Below are 22612 nucleotides of genomic sequence, written 5' to 3' on the forward strand. Positions count from 1 at the left end.
GAAGCCTTGGCGAGTTGGCAGCATCACTACAACTGGCATCGAGCTCATAGCGCCATCGGCGGCATTGCGCCGATGGCGAGACTTCCTGCGTCGAGAAACAACCTCTTGACGCTTCACAGCTAGCGGCACCGCCGTATGATGGGCGTTTCGCCGCCATCGCCATCATCGCCGCCATTTTCCGGAATCCCGTCATGACCGACTCATCGTTTTTGCTCGAACAACCGACCCTCACCGGCGCACGTGTCGTGCTGCGCCCGCTCGACGTATCCGACCGGCAGGCGCTACTCGACGCCGCGGCCGACGGCGAGTTGTGGAACCTGACGGTCACGGTCGTGCCGGGCGCGCAGACGGTCGACGCCTACATCGATGCGGCGTTGCAGGGCCGGGTGGCCGGCACCGTGATGCCGTTCGTGATCGTCGATCGCGCGTCGGGCCGCGCCATCGGCAGCACGCGCTTCTGGAAGATCGACCGCAAGAATCGCAAGCTCGAGATCGGTCATACGTGGCTGAGCGAATCGGCGCAGCGTACGCGCGCGAATACCGAAGCGAAGCGATTGCTGCTGGGCTATGCGTTCGACACGCTGCGATGCGTGCGCGTGCAGTTCACGACGGACGAGCTGAACGAGAAATCGCGCGCGGCGATCCTGCGGCTCGGTGCGAAACAGGAGGGCATCGTGCGTCACGAACGGATCATGCCGGATGGCCGCAAGCGCAACTCGGTGCGCTTCAGCATCATCGACGACGAATGGCCGGAAGTGCGGGCGCGACTCGACGCGAAGCTGGCGACGTAACGCGTGACGTGTGAGGCGGAGCGCTCGATGCTCGAGACGTGCGTCGCGCCGCCGGCAGGGGAGGCGGCGGCGCGACGGCGGGGGAAACGGTGCGCCGCGCACGATGCGCGGCGCTGCATCGGATGAATTACTGCGCCGATGCGAGGTGATGACGCTGCGCGAGCTTCCGCGCATCTGCGTAGTGCGCCTGCAGGATCGGCAGCGCCTGGCGTGCGACTTCCTTCAGCTTGGTGTCGCGGCCCGATGCGATTTCGGCCTGGAACGCCGAGATCGCCTTCTGCTGGCCGGCGAGCGCGACCTGTTCGATATACGCCTTGTCGAATTCGGCGCCGCGCAGGCTCTTGATGCTGTTCAGCACGGTCGTGTCGGGGTCGTTGGCCGGCACGTCGACGCCGCGCGGGCTGGCCGCGCGCATCGCCTGGATGATCTTCGCATCGTCGGTCGACACGCGTTGCGCGAACGCCTTGACCTGGCTGTCCGACGTGCGCGCATCGGCGATGCGCGCGGCGTCGTGCTGGGTCGACACGGTCTTCGTACCGTCGTTGATGAAGGTCTGGTCGGCTTCGTGGATGCGCGTCGCGGTCGCGGCCGGCGCAGCCGATGCGCCGGGTGCCGGTTGCGCGGTTTGCGCGGTCGCCGTCACGGCGACGAGAAGCAGGCCAGCGGCAGACAAGGCAAGGCGCGAAATGTGGGGAAAGCGGTTCATGGGACCTCCTCGATCGGGGCTCTGGTTGAAAAACGGATCGTGCGATCCGTCGCTGTGCGAGAGACCGGGCGCGCCCGGGCCGGATTCGACTGCCGCTCTGCCGCGGCGGCGTTCGAAGTGTTTTCCGGCCCGACTGATTCTAGGAGAGCGGTCGGGTAGCAGGTGCAACCGTGCTGTGGCTTGTGTAACGGTTGGTAAGACGAAACGATGAGCACGCGCGCAGGCCGGTAGGGCGTACCTGATGCGCGTGCGGCGGCGGCAATTTTTGCGTGCGCGTGACGCATGCAATGGATGAGATGTGCGCGCGTGTCGTCGGCATTTCATCGGCGCGATGTCGTCACGGCAGTTGTCGTCGCGGCGCGTCGGCGAGTGGGCTGCGTGTGCGTGGCGTGCGTGAAAGCATTACACGCGATCGAGCAGCGCATCGAGGCGCGGCAGCAACGGCGTCGCGCAATGCGCCTGCAACGCGTCGGGCGCGGTGTAGCCCCACGCGACGCCCTGGAACGCGATATGTGCACGCCGTGCCGCGTCGGCATCGCGGATTTCGTCGCCGACGTACAGCACTTCGTCGGCGCGCACACCGGCCTCGCGCACGAGCGCGCGCAGACGGCGCGCCTTGCCGAACAGCGGAATGCCGCATGCGAAATGGTCGACGCGCGCGCCGGCGCGCGGGCCGAGCCGGTCACGCACGATCTCCTCGGTATTCGACGTGGCGATCGCGATGCGGATGCCGCGCGCGGCGAGCGCGTCGAACGTCTCGTCGACGCCGGGAAAGAGCCGCACGTTCGCGACGCGCGGCCGCATCAGGCGGCGCATGTCGATCGTCACGCGCGGCACTTTCCACATCGGCACGTCGAGCGCGCGAATGATGTCGCGCGCCGACATCCCGCGCAGCGCCGGGCGGAGTTCGGGCGTGGCGTCGCGAAAGCCATGCAGGCGCGACGCTTCCGACAGCGCGGCGAGAAAACTGTCGAGCGAATCGGCGAGCGTGCCATCGAAGTCGAAGGCGATGAGGCGGTAGGTCATCAGGCGAGGCGTGCGAGGCGGAACGTGGCGAGGGTAGTTGGCGGCCGTGCTACTCGTAATGGTAGCGACAGGACACGATGCTGACTTGAAGGTCGTCAGCCTCGTAGACCAGACGGTTCGTATCGTCGATACGGCGCGACCAGAAGCCGGACAGATTGGCTTTCAACGGCTCGGGCTTGCCGATGCCTTCGAACGGCGTTCGCGGGGTTTCGCGAATGAGCTGGTTGATGCGCTTGAGCGTCTTGCGATCCTGCCCTTGCCAGTAGACATAGTCGTCCCATGCATCGGAAGTAAAGAGCACGCGACGTACGCTCATTCATCATCCTCGGCGAGCTTGTGTTCTTTCGCTTTGCCTTTGCGCAGTTGCGCGATCGAACGTTCGAGATGGGCGACGTTGGCCGGCGAGCGCAGCAAGTGGACCGTCTCCATCAAGCTGTCGTAATAGTCCTGCGACATGATGACGGCGTTCGGTGCATCGCGGCGCGTGATGAGCGTCACGTCTGCATCGTCGACGACCTGGTCGATGACGGTCTTCAGGTTGCCGCGAGCATCGGAAAAATGAATCGTGCGCATGGTGTGCCTCACCTGTACGTGTAATCGTACAAGTATAGCATCAACCGGATATATGTACAGAAAGTTGTACAGGTATGGGCGCGCCACGTGACAGGGCGGCGCGCAACTATGCTTCCGCGGTGGCCCGGCCGTGCCCTTGTCCCGTACCTCGCGGCGCGGTATCGTCGATGCTCCGCCTTCCGCCCCTCGAACCGGAGAACAGACGTGCCCGCAGCCACCCCCGCCACGCTGAGAATTTCCACCGACAAGCGCGAACTCGACATCGACGCGATCTTCGACTTCCTGCATCGCGACGCGTACTGGTCGCAGGGCATTCCGCGCGACGTGGTCGAGCGGGCGATCGAGGGCTCGCTGTGCTTCGGCGCGTATGTCGGCGACCGGCTCGTCGGGTTTGCGCGGCTCGTCACCGATCACGCGACGTTCGCGTATCTGTGCGACGTGTTCGTGCTGCCGGCCGAACGCGGCAACGGCTACGGCCGCGCACTGATCGACCATATCTTCGCGCAGGAGATGGTGCAGCGGCTGCGCCGCATCATGCTCGCGACGACCGACGCGCACGAACTCTACCGGCCGGTCGGTTTCGGTCCGCCCGCGAATCCCGAGCGGCTGATGGAGATCCGCCGGCCCGACATCTACACGAAACGCTGACGCGCGCCGCAGCGCATACAATACGCGCTTTCCGTTTTTGCCGAAGAGAAGCACACCATGACCGAACAGGAAGCCGAACAGCTCGCGACGCACCGCCACTACAAGGGCGGCCTGTACCGCTACATCGGCGTTGCCCGCCATTCCGAAACCGAGGAATCGGTGGTCGTCTACGAGCATCTGTGGCCGCATGCGCGCGGGCTGTGGGTGCGGCCGGAAGCGATGTTCAACGGCAACCTCGAAGACGGCACGCCGCGGTTTCGCAAGCTGCGCGACTGAGCGGGCGGCGCCGGGGCCGGCGCCGGTGTCTAGCCCGCGCTGCCCGGCTTGTCGTGCGGCGATTGTTGTCGCAGCGCCATCGCAAAGAAGCGCCGGATTTCATCCATCAATTCCGCGCGGGCCGACGCGAAATCGAACGCGCGCCGGTTTTCGTGCGCGTAGCGCTGGCGCCAGTCGTCGGCCGCATGCCGCGCTTCGCGTGCGCGCAGATCGTCGAGTTCGGGCGTGCGCAACGCGTGATCGGCGATCAGCGTCACGCCGTCCCGGCTGACCTCCAGCACGCCGCCCGCGACGAGCAGGCGGCGATGCTCGCCGGTCGGCGCATCGACGAGCATCACGACGCCCGGCCGGATCCGCGTGAGCAGCGGCGCGTGGTGCGGGTAGATCCCCAGTTCTCCGCTTTCCCCCGGCACGACGACGAAATGCGCGTCGCCGGCATACAGCACCGCTTCCACGCTTACGATGTCGAGCTTCATCGACGTCTTCATCCGTACTCCTTCAGACTGCCGCCGCGCCGGCGACGATTTCGCACAGCTCGGTGGTGATCTGCGCCTGTCGCGTCTTCTGGTACAGGTGCCGCAGTTCGCGCAACACGCGGTCGGCGTTGTCCGTCGCGGTCTGCATGCTGAACATTCGCGCGCATTGCTCGCACGCGTAGTTCTCGACGACGGCCTGATAGAGCGTCGCCTCGACGTAGCGCAGCAGCAACGTGTCGACGACCGGCTTCGGCGCGGGCTCGTACAGATAGTCGGACGCGGGTGCGGACGCGGGCGCGCCGTCGGTCGGCGCGCCGGTGTCGAGCCCCACGATCGGCAGCATCGCATCGATGCGCGGCTCGTACGCGAGCGGGCTCGTCAGCCGGTTGTATGCGACGTGCACTTCGTCGAGCTCGCCGTTGACGAACGCGGTCAGCGGCACGAGCAGCGCACCGAGCAACTGCTCGAAGTGCGGCTCGGCGGCCAGGCCGCTCGCACGCGCGGCGATGGTCGCGCCGTGGCGCAGCAGCGGCGCGAGGCCGCGCGCACCGATCACGCTCAGTTCGCATGCGACGCCGGCCTCGTCCCAGCGTTCGAGCGCATCCACGCATTCGACGAGCAGCCGCGCATTGAGCGGGCCGCACAGCCCGCGATCGGTGCTGACGACGATCAGGCCGACGCGGCGCACGGTATCGCGTCGCGCCATCAGCGCCGATACGTGGTCGGGACGGTCGCGCAGCACGCGTTCCGCCATCGCGCCGATGCGCGCCGCGTACGGGCGGAACTCGCGCGCGCGTCGCTGCGCGCTCGCCATCTTGGTGCGCGCCATCATTTCCATCGCCTTGGTGATCTTGCGCGTGGACGAGGTACTGGCGATCTTCGCGCGGATTTCGCGTATGTGCATGTCAGGGGGGGGCGTCGCGGCCATCCGGATGTCATCGTGCGGATTCATGCTATCGGGACTTCACCTGAAACAATTGACGGAAATCAAACGACTTCGCCCGGTCCCGCACCAGAATCCGTTCACATGATCCTTGCGAAGGGGCAGTCGATGACCGAGTTACGCACGCATCAGAAATACGACGCGCTGATTGCGCGTTGCCGCGCATTGCGCCCGGCGACGGTCGCGGTCGCGCATCCCTGCGACGAGGTATCGCTACACGCGGCGGCTGCCGCCGCGCGGGCCGGCATCATCGTGCCCGTGCTGGTCGGCCCGGTGGCGCGAATCACGATGCTCGCCGCGACGCTCGGTGTCGACCTGTCCGGCTATCGGCTCGTGGATGCGCCGCACAGTCATGCGTCGGCGGCGCGCGCGGTCGAGCTGGTGCGCGCGGGCGACGCGCAGGCGCTGATGAAGGGCAGCCTGCACACCGACGAGTTGCTGGCGGAGGTGGTGCGCGCCGACACGGGGCTGCGCACCGGGCGGCGCCTGAGCCACGTGTTCATCATGGACGTGCCGACTTACCCCAAGCCGCTGTTCATCACCGACGCGGCCGTCAATATCCGTCCGACGCTCGAACAGAAGGCCGACATCGCGCAGAACGCGATCGATCTCGCGCATGCGCTCGGCATCGCCCGGCCGAAGGTGGCGATCCTGTCGGCGGTCGAGACGGTCAGCTCGAAGCTGCCTTCGACGCTCGACGCCGCCGCGCTGTGCAAGATGGCCGAGCGCGGCCAGATCACCGGCGCGCTGCTCGACGGGCCGCTCGCGTTCGACAACGCGATCAGCCCGGAGGCCGCGCGGCTCAAGCATCTCGGTTCCGCGGTCGCCGGCGATGCGGACATCCTGCTCGTGCCCGACCTCGAGGCCGGCAACATGCTCGCGAAGGAGCTGACGTTCCTCGCGAATGCCGATGCGGCCGGCATCGTGCTCGGCGCGCGCGTGCCGGTGATCCTGACGAGTCGCGCCGACAGCGAACGCACGCGCCTGGCGAGCTGCGCGGTCGCGGCGCTCGTCGCGGCGGCGCGCGCCACGGCGGCGCCCGTTGACGCGCCGGCGCTTGCGGCCGACGCACACTGACGAGGCCGCGATGCGACATCCCGTCCTGGTGCTCAATGCCGGCTCGTCGAGCCTCAAGTTCTCGGTCTACGACACGCGCGACGATCGTTCGCTCGATGCGGGCCTGCACGGGCAGGTCGAGAACCTGCATGGCGCACCGCATCTGTTCGTGGCCGATGCGCACGGCGCGACGCTCGCCGACAGCCCCGTCGCGCGACCGGGGCATCAAGGCGCGATCGAGGCGCTGCACGCGTGGTTCGCTGCGCACGTCGGGCGGGAGGCCGCGTTCGACGGCGTCGGGCACCGGGTCGTGCATGGCGGCCCGTATTTCACCGCGCCGGTGCGGATCGACGCGCGCGTGCTCGATGCGATCGCGTCGCTTTCGCCGCTCGCGCCGCTGCACCAGCCGCATCACGTCGACGCGATTCGCGCGGTGGCCGCGGTTGCGCCGAACCTGCCGCAGGTCGCGTGTTTCGACACCGCGTTCCATGCGACGGTGCCGGCGCTCGAACGGGAGTTCGCGTTGCCGCGCGCGCTGACCGAGCAGGGCATCGTGCGCTACGGGTTTCACGGGCTGTCGTACGAGTACATCGCGACGGCGCTCGCGGCCCTCGATCCGTCGTGGGCGCGGCAACGGACGGTCGTCGCGCACCTCGGCAACGGCGCGAGCCTGTGTGCGCTCGAGAACGGCCGCAGCGTCGCGACGACGATGGGCTTCACGGCCGTCGACGGGCTGCCGATGGGCACGCGCACGGGCGCGCTGGACCCGGGCGTGATCCTGTATCTGCAGCGTCACGCAGGCCGGTCGCTCGACGAGGTCGAGCATCTCATCTATGCAGAATCGGGCTTGCTCGGCGTGTCCGGCGTGTCGAGCGACATGCGCACGCTGCTCGCGAGCGACGCACCGTCGGCCGCGCATGCGGTCGAGCTGTTCGCCTATCGCGCGGCCCGCGAGCTCGCCGCGCTGGCCGGCGTGCTCGGCGGTCTCGACACGCTCGTGTTCACGGCGGGCATCGGCGAGCACGCGCCGCACGTGCGTGAACGGATCTGCAATCGCGCCGCGTGGCTCGGCATCGTGCTCGACGACGCGGCGAACGCGGCCGGCTTGCCGGTGATTTCGAGCGACGCGTCGCGCGTGACGGTGCGCGTGATTCCGACCGACGAGAACCTGATGATCGCGCGCCACACGCGCCGCGTGCTGGACGACGCGATCCCTTCCACGCCGTATCCGACCTGAGAGACCTCCGATGACAGCACGCGACACGCCTTCCCCTGCCGTCAGCGCCCCCGCGCTGCCGATTTTCTGGCCGATGGCCGCCGCCACCGCGATGTTTGCGGCCGGCTCCGAGATCGCGGCGCGAAATCTCCGCTTCCTCGCGGAAGAGGAGAAGCTCCATTTCGAAGCGCATCCGGCGCTGGCGTCGACGAACCGGCCGTTGCTGGAGTTGCGCACGATGACGTTCCGCGATTATTCGGTCGCGCCGGCGCACGGGCTGCCGACGATCGTCGATGCGCCGTACGCGGGGCACAGCGCGATGATCGCCGACTACCAGCCGGGGCAGAGCCTGATGCAGACGCTGCGCGAGCACGGCGTCACGCGTCTGTACCTGACCGACTGGCGCTCGGCCACCGAGGACATGAAGGATCTCGAGATCGACCAGTATCTGGCCGAGCTGAACGTGTGCGTCGATGAACTCGGCGGCCGCGTGAATCTCGTCGGCCTGTGTCAGGGCGGCTGGATGTCCGCGATGTATGCGGCGCGCTTCCCGCACAAGGTCGCGAGCCTCGTGCTGGCCGGCTCGCCGATCGACACCGACGCGGGCGACGGCCCGATCAAGCGAATGGTGCACACGTATCCGACGTCGTTCTACGAGGAACTCGTCACGATGGGCGGCGGGCTGATGCGCGGGCGCTTCATGTTGCGCGGCTGGAAGAACATGCACCCCGACCAGCACTATCTCGCCGAGCACGTCGACCTGTACGAGCATCTCGACGATCCCGAATACCTGCGCAAGCGCGAGGTGTTCGCGAACTGGTACGAAAGCCCGATCGACTTGCCGGGGCGCTGGTACCTGCAGGCGATCGTGCAGATCTTCAAGGAGAACCGGCTCGCGAAGGGCACGTTCGTCGCGCTCGGGCGCACGCTCGACCTGAAGGACGTCGCGTGCCCGACCTATCTGCTCGCCGGCGAGGCCGACGACATCACGACGCCGGAGCAGGTGTTCGGCGCGCACGATCTTCTCGGGACGCCCGCGTCGCGGATCGAGAACCGGCTCGTGCCGGGCGGCCATATCGGCCTGTTCATGGGGACGCGCACGCTGACGACGGTGTGGCCCGACATCGCGCGATGGATCGCGGCGCAGCGCTAGGCCGGCGCGGATCGGCAAGGGAGGCGACATGACGTTGCGACACAAGCGGGGGCTCGTCGTCGGCATCGCGAACGAACAGAGCATCGCGTGGGGATGCGCGCGTGCGTTTTGCCGGGCCGGCGCGACGCTCGCGGTGACCTGGCAGTCGGACAAGACCTTGCCGCACGTCGAGCCGCTGTTCGCGCAACTCGACGCGCCGATCCGGATGCCGCTCGACGTCGGGCGGCCCGACCAGATGGCGGCGGTGTTCGATGCGATCGCGGCCCAATGGGGCGAAATCGACTTCGTGCTGCATTCGGTTGCGTATGCACCGAAGGCCGATCTGCACGGCCGCGTGGTCGACAGTTCGCCGGAAGGCTTCGCGTTGGCGATGGATACCTCGTGCCATTCGTTCATCCGGATGGCGCGGCTCGCCGAGCCGCTGATGACGCGCGGCGGGAGCCTGATGGCGATGAGCTATCTCGGCGCGGAGCAGGTCGTCGCGAACTACGGGGTGATGGGGCCGGTCAAGGCCGCGCTCGAAGCGAGCGTGCGTTACCTGGCGGCCGAACTCGGCGGCGCGGGCATTCGCGTCAACGCGATTTCGCCGGGCGTGCTGCCGACGCGCGCGGCGTCGGGCCTGCCGGACTTCGGCCGGCTGCTCGACGACACCGCGCGCCGGGCGCCGCTGCATCACGCGCTGGACATCGACGACGTCGGCGCGTTCTGCGCGTTTCTCGCCAGCGACGGCGCACGGGCGATCACGGGCGGCACGCACTATGTCGACGCCGGCATGCACATGCTCTAGCGCGTCGGCGGCGCGCGGCGTTCAGGTCCGCGCGAATGCCTGCACGAGGGCCGGCGGCGCGTGGGCGACCGTGACCTCCGGCGTGCCGTGCCACGCCGCGAGTTTCTTCACGGCCTTCGCGACGTCGGCCGCGAGCCCGGCGCCGAACCGCACGCCCGGCTCGACGTGCACGGCTTTCAGCTCGACCGTGCCGAGCGTGCGATGCGCTTTCGCATCGACGCGGCCCACCAGCCGGCCGCGATGCAGCATGGGCAGGCAGAAATAGCCGTAGCGCCGCTTGTGCTCGGGCGTATAGCACTCGATCGTGTAATCGAAACCGAACAGCGTCGACGCGCGCCGCCGGTCCCACACGACCGGGTCGAACGGCGACAGCAGCGTCGTGACCGTCGAGCGCAGCGTGTCGGCCGCGGCCGCCGGCAGCAGCGCGTCGAGCGAGCGATGCACGTAGGCCGGTTCCTTCCAGTCGTCGATCTGCACCGGAATCAGGTCGCCGGCCTCGGCGAGCCGCTCCAGCTCCGCGCGGTATGAACGGCGCGGCAGCCGATAGTAGTCGGCCACCCAGTCCGCGCGCACGACGCCGAGCGCGCGGCACGTGTAGTCGAGCAGCGCAGGCAGCACGGCCTCGCGCGGCGGCAGGTCGCGCGCATCGTCCCAGGCGGGCAGCACGCGTTCGCGCACGTCGTACACGCGCTGGAAATTGCGGCGCTCCGACACCATCAGGTCGCCCGTCGTGAACAGCACTTCCAGGTGACGCTTTTCCGGCTTGCGATCCCACCAGCCGTTGCCCTTCACGCCATCCTCGCGCGCGAAATCGGCCGAGCGCACCGGGCCTTCGTTGCGAATCCGCGCGAGCAGCCGTTCGATCTCCGGACGATTCTGCTCGTGCCATTCGGCCGCATATTTCCAGCCCATTCCCGACGGGTCGAGCATCTTGTAGCGCATCAGCCCGAACTGCTCGATCGGCAGGAAACACGCTTCGTGCGACCAGTATTCGAACAGGCGGGCCTCGGCGAGATGTTCGTCGAGCCAGTGCGGCGGGAAATCGCCGAGACGGCTGAACAGCACCAGATACGGGCTGCGCGCGACGACGTGGATGGTATCGATCTGCAACTGCGCCATCCGGCGGATCGTGTCGAGCACGTCGGACTTGGTCGCCTTGCGGCGCGGCGGTGTGAGCAGGCCCTGTGCGGCGAGATGGAGCGCGCGGGCGGCGGCGGGCGAAAGCGTGAGCATCGGCGGGACGGTCGAGGGTGGCGATCGGGAACCACTTTAGCGCGAAAGCGGCGCGCGCGTGCGACGTGCGGCTGCAACACGTCTGACAATGGTTGACAGATGCGTTTTGCAAGTTTCCCTATAGTGCGGTTCATGGCGCGACGATCAATGCGCGCAACGATTCCGCTTCCGACGCACATATGTCCATGGCACGCAGGAAGCGAATCCGGGATTCCCGACCCCCATCGGGAGACCCGGAGCCCTGAGCGGACATCCATGCGGCTGTGCACCGGCCCCGTGTGGATGTCCGCTGATTTTTTTGTTTTTCCGGTTTTCATCCATTGCCGCGCGACGGGTCATGCCGTCGCGCCGGCCGCTTATGCCCGCTTGCCGCGCGCGACTTCGTCGCCGGCGCCGGGCGGCAGCCGCCGCGTGATCGGAATCGACGCGAACGAGCACAGCCCGACCACGAGGAACGCGGGCCAGAAATCCGACCACATCATCGTCTGATGGCCCTGGAGCCAGTGCGACACGTGCAGCACGAGGCCGGCCACCGTCACGCCGAGGCCGAGCGACATCTGCTGGACGACGCTGCCGAGGCTCGTCGCGCGACCTGCGTCGCGCGGCGAGATGTCCGCGTAGATCATCGAATTCAGGCTCGTGAACTGCAGCGCGGGGAAGATGCCGCCGACCAGCACGATCAGCCAGATCGCCCAGGTCGCCATGCCGGGATGGAACACGCCGTACGCGGCGATCGCGAGGCCCGCGAATGCCGCGTTGTAGATCAGCACCGTACGAAAACCGAAACGGCGCAGCGTATGCGTGGCGGTCGAACGGCTGACCGCGCCGCCGAGCGCGGACGCGCACGTGATGAGCCCCGAGTGGAACGCGCTCATGCCGAGCCCTTCCTGCAGCGCGAGCGGCAGCAGGAACGGCACCGCACCGAGCCCGATGCGGAACAGCGACCCGCCAACGACGCTCGCGTGGTACGTCGGGATCTTCAGGAAACTGAGGTCGAGCACGGGGCGCTCTTTGCGGCGCGCGTACGGCACGTACAGCGCAAGCATCGCGGCGCCGGCCGCGCACATGATGACGGCGTTCGAGCGCGACGTGAGCGAACCGTCGATCAGCGTGAGGCCCATCAGCAGCAGCGCGGCGCCGCTGGCCGACAGCAGGAAGCCGAACCAGTCGAGCGGGCCCGGATCGGGCTCGTGCGTGTTCGCGATGTGCTTGCTGGCGAGGTAGATCCCGTAGATGCCGATCGGCACATTGATGAAGAAGATCATCCGCCAGTGCAGGTAGGTCGTGATGAAGCCGCCGACGAGCGGCCCGACCGTGGGCCCGAACAGCGCGGGAATCGCGAGGTAGTTCATCGCGCGCACGAGATCGGCGCGCGGCACCGCGCGGAAGATGATGATGCGGCCGACCGGGACCATCATCGCGCCGCCGACGCCCTGGATGAAGCGCGCGAACGTGAGCACGCCGAGCGAGTTGGACGCCGCGCACATCAGCGAGCCGACGACGAAGATGCCGATCGCGGTGCGGAACACGGCGCGCGCGCTAAAGCGGTCGGCGAGCCAGCCGCAGATCGGGATGAACACGCCGAGACCGACCACGTAGGCCGTGATCGCAATGTTCAACGTGACGGGGTTGTGCCCGAAGTCCCTCGCCATCGCAGGCAGGGCGGTGACGATGATGTTCGCGTCGACGCTTTCCATGAACAACGCACAGGCAACGATGAGCGGTGCTAGAAAGACGGGCGACATGGGCAGGGCGCGCGGTAAAGACGCCATTATGCCCACAATGTGACCGCTGCGTCACGTACGACAACAGTTGTTCCGCATGTTGCAACAGTCGTCTTCTCCGGCGGATGGCGCGGAAAGGACGACCGCGCACGTGCGAGCGATGTGCTGCCTGGGCGATGAACAACGCGGCATCGTCGTCGCGATGCGCACGCGTTTTCGATGCGAGGCCGGAGGTTGACGCGGTGATCTGCGAACCGCTTGCCGCACGGCAAGTCGACCGCGCGTTCGCGTTGGAATGCGCGACGAGCGGGGGACGACATTGGCCCCGGTCATGTCGATTCCTTTTGACCGCGTGGCCGTGCGTTTCTAGAATATGAGCACTTGCTCACATTCGAAAGCTGCCTTCCCGCCATGTCCGAATCGTCGTCGCGCATTCCGCTTTCGCCGCGCAAGGCGCCGCGCCAGCGCCGCTCGGTGGCCACCGTCGATGCGATCGTCGAGGCTGCCGCCCGCATTCTGGAGCGCGACGGCTTCGACGGTTACACGACGAACGCGGTGGCCGCGCTGGCCGGCGTGAGTATCGGCTCGCTCTACCAATACTTCCCGAACCGCGATGCATTGACGGCCGCGCTCGTCGAGCGCGAGAGCGCGCATCTGCTCGACGACGTCGACCGGGCCGCCGCGCTGTCGTGCTGCGACGACGTGCTGCGCACGCTGGTGCGCGGGGCCGTCGCGCATCAGATGCGCCGGCCGGTGCTCGCGCGGCTGATCGATTTCGAGGAGGCGCGCTTGCCGCTCGGCGCGCGCACCGCGCGCGTCGCGGACCGCATCCACGCGACCTTGCTGCATGCGCTCGGGCTGCGCGATGCGCCGCGCGTCGCCGCGCCCGACGTCGTGGCACACGATCTGCTCGCGATCGTGAAAGGCATCGTCGATGCGGCGGGCGCGCGCGGCGAGACCGATGCGGATGCGCTCGAAGCGCGTGCGTGGCGGGCGGTACGCGGGTATCTGCGCGAGTCGCGCGAATCGAAACTTGCTTGACATGCATGTTTCGTGCGACAGTCAGGCCCATTCGCACCACAACATGACGCGTATCGATCGAAGGCCATCGAGACGAACGCGCGCGCGAACGAGACCTCGTGCCGATCCACTCACCATTCGAAAGGAGGGGACACGCCATGACGTCACGTCGTGCCGCACCGCTTGCATCTCGCTTCCCGTCGCGTCAGTCACCGCCCGCGCCGCGTCCGCGCTGGGCGGCCGCACTGGCCATTGCCTATCTCGCCGTCGCCGGTTGCGCCGCGCAGGCCGACAATGCACACCAGGCCGCCGCGCAAGCGGCGAGCCCGTCCGCGTTGCCGGCCACCCCCGCAGCCGCAGCCGCATCCGCTCCCGCGTCCGGCACGCTGCTGCCGCCGCCGAGCCAGCTCTACGGCGACCTGTTCGTCGCGGTGCAGACCGCGCAGCTCTATCCCGACCAGAAGACCTTCGTCGACGCCACGCCCGATACCGATCCCGCGACGATCGTGCAGTTGTATCAGCAACAGAAATCGCAGCCGGGCTTCTCGCTGAAGGCGTTCGTCGACCAGCATTTCACGCCGCCCGCGACAGGCGGCGTGACGCCGCCGCCGAACCAGACGCTGCGCCAGCACATCGACTGGCTGTGGCCGCAGCTCACGCGCACGAGCACCACGGCGCCCCCGTACAGTTCGCTGATTCCGCTGCCGAAGCCGTACGTCGTGCCGGGCGGCCGCTTCCGCGAAGGCTACTACTGGGACACCTATTTCACGATGCTCGGGCTGCAGGTGTCGGGGCGCGAGGATCTCGTCGACGACATGCTCGACAACTTCGCATACCTGATCGATACGATCGGGCACATCCCGAACGGCAACCGCACGTACTACGCGAGCCGCTCGCAGCCGCCGTTCTTCGCGTACATGGTCACGCTCGCCGCGCAGGTCGAAGGCGACAAGGTCTACCAGAAATACCTGCCGGCGCTGCGCAAGGAGCACGCGTACTGGATGCAGGGCGAAACCACCACGCCGCGCGGGCAGGCGACGCGCAACGTGGTCGCGATGCCCGACGGCGCCGTGCTGAACCGCTACTGGGATGCGAGCGACACGCCGCGCGACGAGTCGTATCTCGAGGACGTGACGACCGCGAAATCGGTGCCGTCCCGGCCGGCGAACGAGGTGTACCGCGACCTGCGCGCGGGCGCCGAAAGCGGTTGGGACTACAGCTCGCGCTGGTTCGGCGACGGCAAGACGCTCGCGACGATCCGCACGACGTCGATCGTGCCGGTCGACCTGAACAGCCTGATGTTCCATCTCGAGACGACGATCGTGAAGGGCTGCGCGGTCACGCGCGACATCGCGTGCGTGGCCGATTTCTCGGCGCGCGCGGGGCGGCGTGCGGCCGCGATCAATCATTACCTGTGGAACCGTCGCGGCTATTACGGCGACTATGACTGGCAGTTGCGCAAGCCGCGCGACGGCGTGACGGCGGCCGCGCTGTATCCGCTGTTCGCGGGCGTCGCGTGGCCGGAGCGCGCGAAGGCGACCGCGCGCGAAGTGCGCAAGACGCTGCTGCAGCCGGGCGGGCTCGCGACGACGACCGAGAACACGGGCCAGCAGTGGGATGCGCCGAACGGCTGGGCGCCGCTGCAGTGGATCGCGATCGACGGGCTGCGCCGTTACGGCGAACCGGCGCTCGCGAAGGACATCGGCACGCGTTTCCTGTCCGACGTGAAGCAGGTGTACGCGGCCGAAGGCAAGCTCGTCGAGAAGTACGTGGTCGAGGGCAGCGGCACGGGCGGTGGCGGAGGCGGCGAATATCCGTTGCAGGACGGCTTCGGCTGGACCAACGGCGTCACGCTGAAACTGCTGGGGCTGTACGGCGAGTAACGCACGGCGGCGCGGGCCGCATGCCCGCACGGCAAGCCACCACACGGGCCGGACCGTCGCGCAGGCGGCCGTCCGGCCCGTGCCTCGATGCGCCGGGCATCAGAACGTGATCGTCGTGCGCACGCCGACCACCGTTTCGTCGCCGATGCGCGCGCCCGCCGCGTTCGGGTTCGGGATGCCGCCGCCCGGACGGAAGAAGTGCTGCAGGTCGGCCTGCACTTGCCACCACGGCGCGACCTGATACTGGTACGTCGCCTCGATGACCGTCTCCGCGCGGCGCACCGGATAGCCCGGCGTCGTGTACGCGCCCGTGTCGCCGTCGAGGCCACGCGCATGCGAGCCGATCTTCGCGTAGCCGATCGCGATGCCGGCGACGTCGTTGTCGCGTCCGACGAACGGCGCCTTCAGCGTCACGCCGGCATTGGCCGCGAAATCGACGATATTGCGATCGCCCGGCGAGCCCATCACGCGCGCGAACACGCCGACCGAGCGCGGGCTGTCGGCCGACGGCCGCCACACCATCTGGTCCGCGACCGCATAGAAGCCGTAGTTGCCGCGATGCGTGGCGGGCGTACCGTTGCTCGCCGGATCGGCGAGCGACAACCCGTCGGTGCCGTAGCGCGGATCGTTCGCGTGCTGCGACTGATACCAGACGCCGAGTTTGTACGTGCCGGGCAGGCCGGCCGGCTGTGGCGCCTTCGGATCGGCGGCCGGCGCGTTCAGCGCGTACTGCACTTCGCCGATCACGAATGCGCCGCTGCGCAGGTTGAAGTTGGTGCCGTGCGCATTCAGCACCTGCGCGTCGCCGTCGCTGCGGCCGGCCGGGTTGCCGTCGAACACGCCGACCATCGCGGTCCACGCGTCGGCCGGCTTCACGCGCAGCCGCACGCCGAGCGACGACAGCGGATACGCGGGGCCGCCGGACGGCAGGTCGGTGGACGGCAGCACGGGCCAGCCGAACGTCGCGTTCATGAACGTCGCCGCGTTCTCGCTCACCATGAATTCCTGGTCGACGCTCTGCTGGCCGACTTTCACGTCGACCTTGCCGTCGAGCAGCGACTGCTGATACCAGAGCTCCCACAGGCGCGTGGTCGAACTGGCTTCGATGCCGGTCGCGGTCTGCAACGTCTGCAGGTAGCGCTGCGAGAGGTTGGTGCCGTGGATCTGCAGCCCCGACACGTTGAACGTGCCGCCCGGCAGGCCGATCGCCTTGCCGGTGTCGACGTTGAAGCCGAATTGCGTGAGCCCCTGGTACGCGCCGCCGCGACCCGTGCCGCCGGACGTGTTGTACAGGTACTCGCTGGTTTCCTGCAGGCTCAGCGTGACACCGTGCTGGTCGAGCACGTCGCGCAGGCCGCCGATGTTGCCGAGCAGGTTCGAGCGCTCCCACAAGCCGGTGGGAGCGGGCGCGGCAGCATCGGCGGCCTGTTGTTGCGCGGGGGCGGCCGCATCGCGCGCGCCGGCCGCCGGTTCGGTTGCGGCGGGAGACGTCGCTTGCGCGAATGCGGGTGCGGCGGCGAACGACAGCAGCAGCGCGGCGAGCGCATCGACGCGACGCTTGCGCGGGACGGGTGCGAGAGTGTTCTTCATTTGGTTCCGTTGGCAGTTTGATTAGTTAGGCTGAAGAAACGGGAACGGGATGCGGGACGCATGGCGAGACGGGCCGCACGGACGCAGAGGGATTACGGCAGCCAGCCGCCGACGCGCCACACCTGCGCGAAGCCGACGCGTGGCGCGACCGAGCACAGCAGCGCGGCGAGCGCGAGCGCGGCCGCCGTCGCGGCGATCAGCGCGCAATCGAGCAGGCGGGGCGCCGCCGGCACGTGGGCGAGCGCGAAGCCGCGCCAGTGGCCGAATGCCCGCGCGAACGGCGAGCGGCCGAAAAAGGAGCGGTCGCACGCGACGTGCGCGACGCGCTTGAGCCTGACCGCGAACGATTGAAAGAACATGACGCTGCCTCCGTTTCCGTCCGGCGAACGCCGGACGACGTGATCGAGCGCGGGTGCGTGACGCGACCCTGCGATCGGAGGATGGAACATAACGGAGCGTGCGACTGACGAACCGGCGATGGCCGGCCCGGGAGGAGGCGCGCTAACCCGACGAATGCGAGCTAGCGGCGAAAGACATGCGTCTGGCTGCTATCTCGCGATGGCTTGGCCGGCCTGGACCGGCATCGAACTGCAACTAGAGCATGTGTCCACGGAGGGACTCCCTTGATGAATTGGGGCGGATTGTAGTCGCGACTTTTGCTGCGGCGCAAGCAAAAAACGCACGAGCGATGCGCTGTGTCGCGTGCGCGTCGCCGCGTGGCGGGGCTGTCGCGCGGCCGCCCGGCGATCGCGACAAGGATGCGCGGCAGGGCGCCGGGCCGTTGCTCGCACGCATCGGCGCGCGGTTGCCCGGTGACGGCGCTGAAAGGTTTCAGAACGTTATTTCGAGGGCAAATCTTTCAGTCGCGTCAGGCGGGAAATTTATTTCGAAAAATGGGGTTTCAAGGGGTTGACTTCACTTTCGGGCGGTCCATAGAATCCGCCATCTTCACTCTTGGGGCCGCCGCCTTGGACGCCTGCAGTAGTCGATCTTCGAACGACATTTCCGCCTGAGCGACCGACGTCCGCGCCTCATCGACGCCGCCGTTTGTCTCCCGGGCAAACGGTGCGCGCAGCAGTATTCCGCAGCCACTTCCTACGTGCACCCTGATTCGCGCCGGTTAGCGTGATGCGTTCTCGCATGCGTTGCCCGGTTTCACCGCCGCCAGGCAGGCGGCCGCGTTCGCGCATCCGTTCTCCGGGCGCACGAACGCCGGCCCGCCCGCCGGACGGCGGTCAACCGTGTTCTCCGGAACACCGCACAGGAGCCGCCGTGAACGACAGTGACAGTTGTCCCTTATGCCCGTTGCATACGCAGACCCTTTTGAACCCGGGTCGCGGGGACACGCCGGCCGCCTAGCCTGACACGTCGTTCAGGCGCCGGACTGGCCCCGCGCCCACGACGCGGCCGGCACGATGCCGTCGCCGCACGGAGCCAGACCATGAACTTCGGCCTTCTGCTGTCGAACCTTCCGCACGTCACGGAATCGCGCCACCACTACGACGCGATGCTGACGCTCGACGCCCGTCCGCGGGTGTTCTCCCGCCTGCTGAACCAACTGAAAGCGTTGATCCACTGAAAAGAAGCGCCGAGCGCGCCTCGGCATGCGCACGCGCGCCCGCCTTCGAGCGGCCGTCCCGCGCGCATGCCAAGGTCACACGCTCATCGAATCGCATAACCCTTAGCCGTACGGAATACATCATGTCCACGCCCTCCAACGTCTCTCCACCGATTGCGGTCGAGCGCAGCGCCGTGCTCGACGAAGCCCATCTGGGCGACATCCGCGGTGCGCTCGGCACGATCTCGCACCACGACACCGGTGCGCGCGGCACGTGGTGGGCGCGCCTGCGCACGCTGCTCGCGATCATCGGCCCGGGCCTGATCGTGATGGTCGGCGACAACGACGCCGGCGCGTTCGGCACCTATACGCAGGCCGGCCAGAACTACGGCACGACGCTGCTGTGGACGCTGCTGCTGCTCGTGCCCGTGCTGTACGTGAACCAGGAAATGGTGCTGCGCCTCGGCGCCGTTACGGGCGTCGGCCATGCGCGCCTGATCTTCGAACGCTTCGGCAAGTTCTGGGGCGCGTTCAGCGTGATCGACCTGTTTCTGCTCAACGCGCTGACCATCGTCACCGAGTTCATCGGCATCACGTTCGTGCTGGATTTTTTCGGATTGCCGAAGGTGGCCGGCGTGTGCGTGGCCGCGGCCTTGACGATGGCGGCCGTCAGTACCGGCGATTTCCGGCGCTTCGAGCGGTTCGCGATCGGGCTGTGCGTGCTGAGCCTGCTGCTCGTGCCGGTGCTCGTGTCGATCCACCCGCCGGTCGCGCAGATGACGCGCGATTTCTTCGTGCCGAACTGGCCCGCGCACGCGAAGCTGTCGGACGTGATGCTGCTCGTGATCGGGATCGTCGGCACGACGGTCGCGCCGTGGCAATTGTTTTTCCAGCAGAGCTACGTGATCGACAAGCGCATCACGCCGCGCTTCATGAAATATGAAAAGGCCGACTTGTGGATCGGCATCGCGTTCGTGCTGGTCGGCGCGGTCGCGATGATCGGCTTCAGCTCGGCGCTGTTCGGCGGCCATCCGGAAGCCGGCAACTTCACCGACGCGGGCGGCGTCATCGCGGGCCTGGAGCGGTATGCGGGCCGCACGAGCGCGACGCTGTTCGCGGTCGCATTGCTCGACGCGTGCATCATCGGCGCGGCGGCCGTGTCGCTGTCGACCGCCTACGCGATCGGCGACGTGTTCAAGATCCGCCACTCGCTGCACCGCGGCGTGACCGACGCGAAGGGCTTTTATCTCGTCTATTTCGGCATCGTCGCGGCCGCGGCCACGCTCGTGCTGATCCCCGGCAGCCCGCTCGGCCTGCTGACCGAAGCCGTGCAGACGCTCGCCGGCGTGCTGCTGCCGAGCGCGACGGTGTTCCTGCTGGTGCTGTGCAACGACCGCCAGGTGCTCGGCCCCTGGGTCAATTCGACGAAGCTCAACGTGTTCACGGGCGCGGTGATCTGGGTGCTGGTGCTGCTGTCGATCATCCTGACCGCGTCGGTGATGTATCCGGACATCAGCGGCGAAGCGATCGTCGACGTGCTGGTGGGCGGCACCGTGCTCGCGATCGCCGGCTATCTCGCGACGGTACTGATTCGCCGCAACAAGCGCGTCGTCGAGCCGGCCATCGATCGCTCGCTGCGCGACACGTGGCGCATGCCGCCGCTCGACACGCTGGCGCCGCAGAACATGACGCTCGCGACGCGGATCTGGATGGCCGTGCTGCGCGGCTATCTGGTGATCGCGGTCGGCCTCGTGATCGTGAAGGTCGTGCAGATGACGCTGTTGAAGTAACGGCGCTCGTCTGCCAGGAAGCGGCGTCGGACCCGGCACCGCGCCGCCACCCGTCCATGCCGGCCCGCGAGGCCGGCATGTGCGTTTACGCGGGCGATGACGCGCAACGGCGTTGCGCCGCCGCGTGTCAGATCAGCTCGAGCTTCGACGTCAGGTACGTGAGCTGGATCCGGTTCGCGACGCCGAAGCGCTTGCGCAGCTTGCGCAGGTGATAGTCGACGTTGTGCGCGCTGGTGTCGAGGCGCCGGCCGATCTCCTTGTCGGACGCGCCTTCGGCGATGCCGAGCAGCAGCTCCTGCTCGAACGGCGTGAGCCCGTTGACCGCACGCTCGCGCGACGTCGAGATCAGTTGCGGCGACGCGAACTTGTGGACCGACAGCCCGATCGACAGCGCCTGCTCGATCGTCGCCGGCGTGATCCATTCGCGCGTGCGGCGCGGCGCGGTGAAGCTCATGAATGCGTGCAGCCGCGTGCCGGGCACGGCCATCGAATACATGATGCCGCTGCACATCCCGTCGTCCTGCATCGTCTGCAGGAAGCCGTCGAGCGCGGCCGGGCTCACGGACGGCGCGTCGTCGCGCTCGCGGTGCGCGCGGCGCAATTGCTGCAGATCCCACACGATCGGCATGTTGCACACGCGCGCGCCGAGCGTGCGCGGATCGACGTCGTGATGGCTGTGCCGCACGTAGTCGCCGCGATAGGTGGCCGGCGTGAACGCTTCGTGCAGGTAGAGGCTTTCGACGCGCTCGCGCGTGAATTCGAGGGCGAAGTACGCGAACGTCGAGAAGCCGGTCAGGTGCAGCAGGCTCGTGACGATCCGGTTGCGCTCGGCCGTGCTCTGCGCGTGCGCGAGCGTATCGGCGACGCCGAGCTTCGGCGCGTGCGGCTGCGCGTCGTCGCCGCGCTTCACGTCGTCGCACCAGACGACCTGCACGGTGCGCTCGCGCAGCGCGTCCGCGCCGGCGTTCGACACGCGCGACGAACGCGGCAAGCTGGTTGGGGCGACCGCTTCTTCATGCAATGCAATATCGGACATGAGCCATCCCTCGGAATCGACGCGCATCGCCTGGCGGCGGCCGTATCGTGTACGGCATTCGCGGCGGTGCGACCGAGCATCGTTGTGATTGCGCCGTCGTCATCCCTGACGAAACGCGGGGGCATTGTACAAAAATGCCGGTGTGTGGGTAATATGCCGTAATACTAATCGCGGCGAAAGTTTCATGTTCGCGTGCATATAACGACGACCAGAAAATCATAAAGAAAAGACCAGATCGTGACGGGGCGCAGTTTCACATATTGGGAAAGGGCGGGCTCCTCATGACATATGCTGACGGCGCACCACGCGTCGAGTGGTTCTCACAAGCCGATATCGCGGCCGCTGCCGCTTATTCGAACGAATATCACGCCATCGAGCGTGACGTTTTTACCGGTATTCAAATAGCGCCCGGTAAAACCGACCTTGCGTCATTCGATTTCGCGCAATGCCATGCGCGATTGCGGCAAATCGGATTCAGCACGCTCGGTTACGGCGCGTACGAAATGATCGGGCGCCGCATTCTGCGCGCGCATCTGCTGCGCGATCTCGCGCCGGCGACGTTCATGCAGCCGTTCATCGAAGGGATGCTGTACGAAAGCGACCCGCGCTTCGCGCAGGTGCGGCAGAGCGGCTTCCCGGTCGCGTGGCGGCTCGACGAGATCGAGGCGGCCGCGCAGGGCAGCGGCGATCGCAAGGTGCTGGCGCTCGCCGGCCACTTGCGTGCGCACGCAATGAACAGCGGCGTGATCTTCAGTCTGTCGGCGCCGCGCCTCGACCTGCGAGTCGCGGTGAACCTGACGTCGGAAACGCACGGCACCGAATGGATCGACGATCGCGTGATCGGCGGCGCGCTGTCGGTCAGTCTTGCCGTGCACCGCGTCGCGCTGCCGTTCCTCGAGGCGCGTGTCGCGCGCATGCGCGGCTTCGCGCTCGGCGACGAGCAGCAGCAGGTGCTCGACCGGCTCGTGCACGGGCTGTCCGATCAGGAGATCGCGAGCGCGCTGCGTACGTCGCTGCACAAGGTCGGGCACCACATCCGCTCGCTGGAAAAGCAGTTCAACGTACAGAATCGCGCGCAGCTCGCGTACCTCGCCGCGCGGCGGCTGCCGTCCTGATCTGACGTCTTC

Annotated in this window: 23 protein-coding genes and 1 pseudogene; 13 read left to right on the top strand and 11 right to left on the bottom strand. The window is 67.6% G+C overall.

The window, feature by feature from the left end:
• Both HWX55_RS15325 and HWX55_RS15330 read left to right on the top strand, forming a co-directional pair.
• Positions 1-123, top strand: a pseudogene (locus tag HWX55_RS15325) (IS481 family transposase); the annotation flags it as partial.
• Between the two features lie 68 nt (positions 124-191).
• A complete protein-coding gene (locus HWX55_RS15330) occupies positions 192-791 on the top strand; it encodes a GNAT family protein (protein ID WP_175976325.1) in 600 nt (199 codons plus the stop codon).
• A 127-nt stretch (positions 792-918) separates the two neighbouring features.
• Here HWX55_RS15330 and HWX55_RS15335 read toward each other — a convergent pair whose 3' ends face one another.
• The 4 genes from HWX55_RS15335 to HWX55_RS15350 all read right to left on the bottom strand — a co-directional run bounded on the left by HWX55_RS15335 (position 919) and on the right by HWX55_RS15350 (position 3096).
• A complete protein-coding gene (locus tag HWX55_RS15335; RefSeq protein WP_175976326.1) occupies positions 919-1497 on the bottom strand; it encodes a DUF4142 domain-containing protein in 579 nt (192 codons plus the stop codon).
• A 402-nt stretch (positions 1498-1899) separates the two neighbouring features.
• Entirely contained in the window at positions 1900-2523 is a 624-nt protein-coding gene (locus tag HWX55_RS15340) for an HAD hydrolase-like protein (RefSeq protein ID WP_175976327.1), read from the bottom strand.
• A 49-nt stretch (positions 2524-2572) separates the two neighbouring features.
• On the bottom strand, positions 2573-2839 hold the full coding sequence (locus HWX55_RS15345) for a Txe/YoeB family addiction module toxin (RefSeq protein ID WP_175976328.1): 267 nt from the start codon (positions 2837-2839) through the stop codon (positions 2573-2575).
• Positions 2836-3096: a type II toxin-antitoxin system prevent-host-death family antitoxin gene (locus tag HWX55_RS15350; RefSeq protein WP_011547275.1), complete on the bottom strand. Its 261-nt coding sequence runs from the start codon at positions 3094-3096 to the stop codon at positions 2836-2838. The genes HWX55_RS15345 and HWX55_RS15350 overlap by 4 nt, the downstream gene beginning before the upstream one ends.
• A 204-nt stretch (positions 3097-3300) precedes the next feature.
• Here HWX55_RS15350 and HWX55_RS15355 point away from each other — a divergent pair, with 204 nt between their 5' ends.
• Both HWX55_RS15355 and HWX55_RS15360 read left to right on the top strand, forming a co-directional pair.
• Positions 3301-3744, top strand: a complete 444-nt coding sequence (locus HWX55_RS15355; protein WP_175976329.1) for a GNAT family N-acetyltransferase — start codon at positions 3301-3303, stop codon at positions 3742-3744.
• 57 nt (positions 3745-3801) lie between these two features.
• Positions 3802-4020 carry a DUF1653 domain-containing protein gene (locus HWX55_RS15360; protein ID WP_006480837.1) on the top strand — a complete coding sequence of 73 codons (219 nt, stop codon included), beginning with the start codon at positions 3802-3804 and terminating at the stop codon, positions 4018-4020.
• Positions 4021-4049: 29 nt separating this feature from the next.
• On the opposite strand, the gene atpC is transcribed toward HWX55_RS15360, so the two are convergent.
• Positions 4050-4508, bottom strand: a complete 459-nt coding sequence (gene atpC, locus HWX55_RS15365; protein ID WP_175976330.1) for an ATP synthase F1 subunit epsilon — start codon at positions 4506-4508, stop codon at positions 4050-4052.
• Positions 4509-4518: 10 nt separating this feature from the next.
• The gene (gene atpG, locus HWX55_RS15370) at positions 4519-5400 is read right to left on the bottom strand and encodes an ATP synthase F1 subunit gamma (protein ID WP_175976444.1); all 882 of its coding nucleotides are present in this window, start codon (positions 5398-5400) and stop codon (positions 4519-4521) included.
• A gap of 36 nt (positions 5401-5436) precedes the next feature.
• Between atpG and HWX55_RS15375 the strand changes: the two genes are divergently transcribed.
• From HWX55_RS15375 to fabI, 4 genes are read left to right on the top strand one after another with little or no spacing between them, the layout of a single operon-like run.
• Positions 5437-6516: a phosphate acetyltransferase gene (locus HWX55_RS15375; protein ID WP_279612685.1), complete on the top strand. Its 1080-nt coding sequence runs from the start codon at positions 5437-5439 to the stop codon at positions 6514-6516.
• A gap of 10 nt (positions 6517-6526) precedes the next feature.
• Complete coding sequence (locus HWX55_RS15380; RefSeq protein WP_175976332.1) at positions 6527-7732, top strand: acetate/propionate family kinase; 1206 nt, start codon at positions 6527-6529, stop codon at positions 7730-7732.
• Positions 7733-7742: 10 nt separating this feature from the next.
• Entirely contained in the window at positions 7743-8864 is a 1122-nt protein-coding gene (locus tag HWX55_RS15385) for an alpha/beta fold hydrolase (protein ID WP_175976333.1), read from the top strand.
• A 28-nt stretch (positions 8865-8892) separates the two neighbouring features.
• Positions 8893-9651: an enoyl-ACP reductase FabI gene (gene fabI, locus HWX55_RS15390; RefSeq protein ID WP_050014998.1), complete on the top strand. Its 759-nt coding sequence runs from the start codon at positions 8893-8895 to the stop codon at positions 9649-9651.
• A gap of 21 nt (positions 9652-9672) precedes the next feature.
• On the opposite strand, the gene HWX55_RS15395 is transcribed toward fabI, so the two are convergent.
• Both HWX55_RS15395 and HWX55_RS15400 read right to left on the bottom strand, forming a co-directional pair.
• Positions 9673-10884 carry a crosslink repair DNA glycosylase YcaQ family protein gene (locus tag HWX55_RS15395; RefSeq protein ID WP_175976334.1) on the bottom strand — a complete coding sequence of 404 codons (1212 nt, stop codon included), beginning with the start codon at positions 10882-10884 and terminating at the stop codon, positions 9673-9675.
• Positions 10885-11240: 356 nt separating this feature from the next.
• Positions 11241-12629 (bottom strand): MFS transporter, encoded by a 1389-nt coding sequence (locus tag HWX55_RS15400; protein WP_175976335.1) that lies wholly within the window; start codon positions 12627-12629, stop codon positions 11241-11243.
• Positions 12630-13019: 390 nt separating this feature from the next.
• Here HWX55_RS15400 and HWX55_RS15405 point away from each other — a divergent pair, with 390 nt between their 5' ends.
• Complete coding sequence (locus HWX55_RS15405) at positions 13020-13649, top strand: TetR/AcrR family transcriptional regulator (protein WP_124595242.1); 630 nt, start codon at positions 13020-13022, stop codon at positions 13647-13649.
• Positions 13650-13786: 137 nt separating this feature from the next.
• Entirely contained in the window at positions 13787-15511 is a 1725-nt protein-coding gene (gene treA / locus HWX55_RS15410) for an alpha,alpha-trehalase TreA (protein ID WP_175976336.1), read from the top strand.
• A gap of 99 nt (positions 15512-15610) precedes the next feature.
• On the opposite strand, the gene HWX55_RS15415 is transcribed toward treA, so the two are convergent.
• Both HWX55_RS15415 and HWX55_RS15420 read right to left on the bottom strand, forming a co-directional pair.
• Positions 15611-17101: a carbohydrate porin gene (locus HWX55_RS15415; protein ID WP_175976337.1), complete on the bottom strand. Its 1491-nt coding sequence runs from the start codon at positions 17099-17101 to the stop codon at positions 15611-15613.
• A gap of 92 nt (positions 17102-17193) precedes the next feature.
• Positions 17194-17460 carry a hypothetical protein gene (locus tag HWX55_RS15420; protein WP_175976338.1) on the bottom strand — a complete coding sequence of 89 codons (267 nt, stop codon included), beginning with the start codon at positions 17458-17460 and terminating at the stop codon, positions 17194-17196.
• 1082 nt (positions 17461-18542) lie between these two features.
• Here HWX55_RS15420 and HWX55_RS15425 point away from each other — a divergent pair.
• Both HWX55_RS15425 and HWX55_RS15430 read left to right on the top strand, forming a co-directional pair.
• Positions 18543-18680: a hypothetical protein gene (locus HWX55_RS15425; RefSeq protein WP_162838124.1), complete on the top strand. Its 138-nt coding sequence runs from the start codon at positions 18543-18545 to the stop codon at positions 18678-18680.
• A 122-nt stretch (positions 18681-18802) separates the two neighbouring features.
• The gene (locus tag HWX55_RS15430) at positions 18803-20449 is read left to right on the top strand and encodes an NRAMP family divalent metal transporter (protein WP_175976339.1); all 1647 of its coding nucleotides are present in this window, start codon (positions 18803-18805) and stop codon (positions 20447-20449) included.
• A gap of 127 nt (positions 20450-20576) precedes the next feature.
• On the opposite strand, the gene HWX55_RS15435 is transcribed toward HWX55_RS15430, so the two are convergent.
• Positions 20577-21485: a LuxR family transcriptional regulator gene (locus HWX55_RS15435; protein WP_175976340.1), complete on the bottom strand. Its 909-nt coding sequence runs from the start codon at positions 21483-21485 to the stop codon at positions 20577-20579.
• A 281-nt stretch (positions 21486-21766) separates the two neighbouring features.
• Between HWX55_RS15435 and HWX55_RS15440 the strand changes: the two genes are divergently transcribed.
• On the top strand, positions 21767-22600 hold the full coding sequence (locus HWX55_RS15440) for an autoinducer binding domain-containing protein (RefSeq protein ID WP_175976341.1): 834 nt from the start codon (positions 21767-21769) through the stop codon (positions 22598-22600).
• The last annotated feature ends 12 nt before the right edge of the window (positions 22601-22612 follow it).

This window comes from Burkholderia sp. BCC1047 (assembly GCF_902833155.1).
Lineage (GTDB): Bacteria > Pseudomonadota > Gammaproteobacteria > Burkholderiales > Burkholderiaceae > Burkholderia > Burkholderia sola.

What these genes read in the sequence shown, in the direction of transcription:
- HWX55_RS15330 (WP_175976325.1), top strand. Translation starts at nt 192, where the DNA reads ATGACCGACTCATCGTTTTTGCTCGAACAACCGACCCTCACCGGCGCA.
- HWX55_RS15335 (WP_175976326.1), bottom strand. Translation starts at nt 1,497, where the DNA reads ATGAACCGCTTTCCCCACATTTCGCGCCTTGCCTTGTCTGCCGCTGGC.
- HWX55_RS15340 (WP_175976327.1), bottom strand. Translation starts at nt 2,523, where the DNA reads ATGACCTACCGCCTCATCGCCTTCGACTTCGATGGCACGCTCGCCGAT.
- HWX55_RS15345 (WP_175976328.1), bottom strand. Translation starts at nt 2,839, where the DNA reads ATGAGCGTACGTCGCGTGCTCTTTACTTCCGATGCATGGGACGACTAT.
- HWX55_RS15350 (WP_011547275.1), bottom strand. Translation starts at nt 3,096, where the DNA reads ATGCGCACGATTCATTTTTCCGATGCTCGCGGCAACCTGAAGACCGTC.
- HWX55_RS15360 (WP_006480837.1), top strand. Translation starts at nt 3,802, where the DNA reads ATGACCGAACAGGAAGCCGAACAGCTCGCGACGCACCGCCACTACAAG.
- atpC (WP_175976330.1), bottom strand. Translation starts at nt 4,508, where the DNA reads ATGAAGACGTCGATGAAGCTCGACATCGTAAGCGTGGAAGCGGTGCTG.
- atpG (WP_175976444.1), bottom strand. Translation starts at nt 5,400, where the DNA reads ATGCACATACGCGAAATCCGCGCGAAGATCGCCAGTACCTCGTCCACG.
- HWX55_RS15380 (WP_175976332.1), top strand. Translation starts at nt 6,527, where the DNA reads ATGCGACATCCCGTCCTGGTGCTCAATGCCGGCTCGTCGAGCCTCAAG.
- HWX55_RS15385 (WP_175976333.1), top strand. Translation starts at nt 7,743, where the DNA reads ATGACAGCACGCGACACGCCTTCCCCTGCCGTCAGCGCCCCCGCGCTG.
- fabI (WP_050014998.1), top strand. Translation starts at nt 8,893, where the DNA reads ATGACGTTGCGACACAAGCGGGGGCTCGTCGTCGGCATCGCGAACGAA.
- HWX55_RS15395 (WP_175976334.1), bottom strand. Translation starts at nt 10,884, where the DNA reads ATGCTCACGCTTTCGCCCGCCGCCGCCCGCGCGCTCCATCTCGCCGCA.
- HWX55_RS15400 (WP_175976335.1), bottom strand. Translation starts at nt 12,629, where the DNA reads ATGTCGCCCGTCTTTCTAGCACCGCTCATCGTTGCCTGTGCGTTGTTC.
- HWX55_RS15405 (WP_124595242.1), top strand. Translation starts at nt 13,020, where the DNA reads ATGTCCGAATCGTCGTCGCGCATTCCGCTTTCGCCGCGCAAGGCGCCG.
- treA (WP_175976336.1), top strand. Translation starts at nt 13,787, where the DNA reads ATGACGTCACGTCGTGCCGCACCGCTTGCATCTCGCTTCCCGTCGCGT.
- HWX55_RS15415 (WP_175976337.1), bottom strand. Translation starts at nt 17,101, where the DNA reads ATGAAGAACACTCTCGCACCCGTCCCGCGCAAGCGTCGCGTCGATGCG.
- HWX55_RS15420 (WP_175976338.1), bottom strand. Translation starts at nt 17,460, where the DNA reads ATGTTCTTTCAATCGTTCGCGGTCAGGCTCAAGCGCGTCGCGCACGTC.
- HWX55_RS15425 (WP_162838124.1), top strand. Translation starts at nt 18,543, where the DNA reads ATGAACTTCGGCCTTCTGCTGTCGAACCTTCCGCACGTCACGGAATCG.
- HWX55_RS15430 (WP_175976339.1), top strand. Translation starts at nt 18,803, where the DNA reads ATGTCCACGCCCTCCAACGTCTCTCCACCGATTGCGGTCGAGCGCAGC.
- HWX55_RS15435 (WP_175976340.1), bottom strand. Translation starts at nt 21,485, where the DNA reads ATGTCCGATATTGCATTGCATGAAGAAGCGGTCGCCCCAACCAGCTTG.
- HWX55_RS15440 (WP_175976341.1), top strand. Translation starts at nt 21,767, where the DNA reads ATGACATATGCTGACGGCGCACCACGCGTCGAGTGGTTCTCACAAGCC.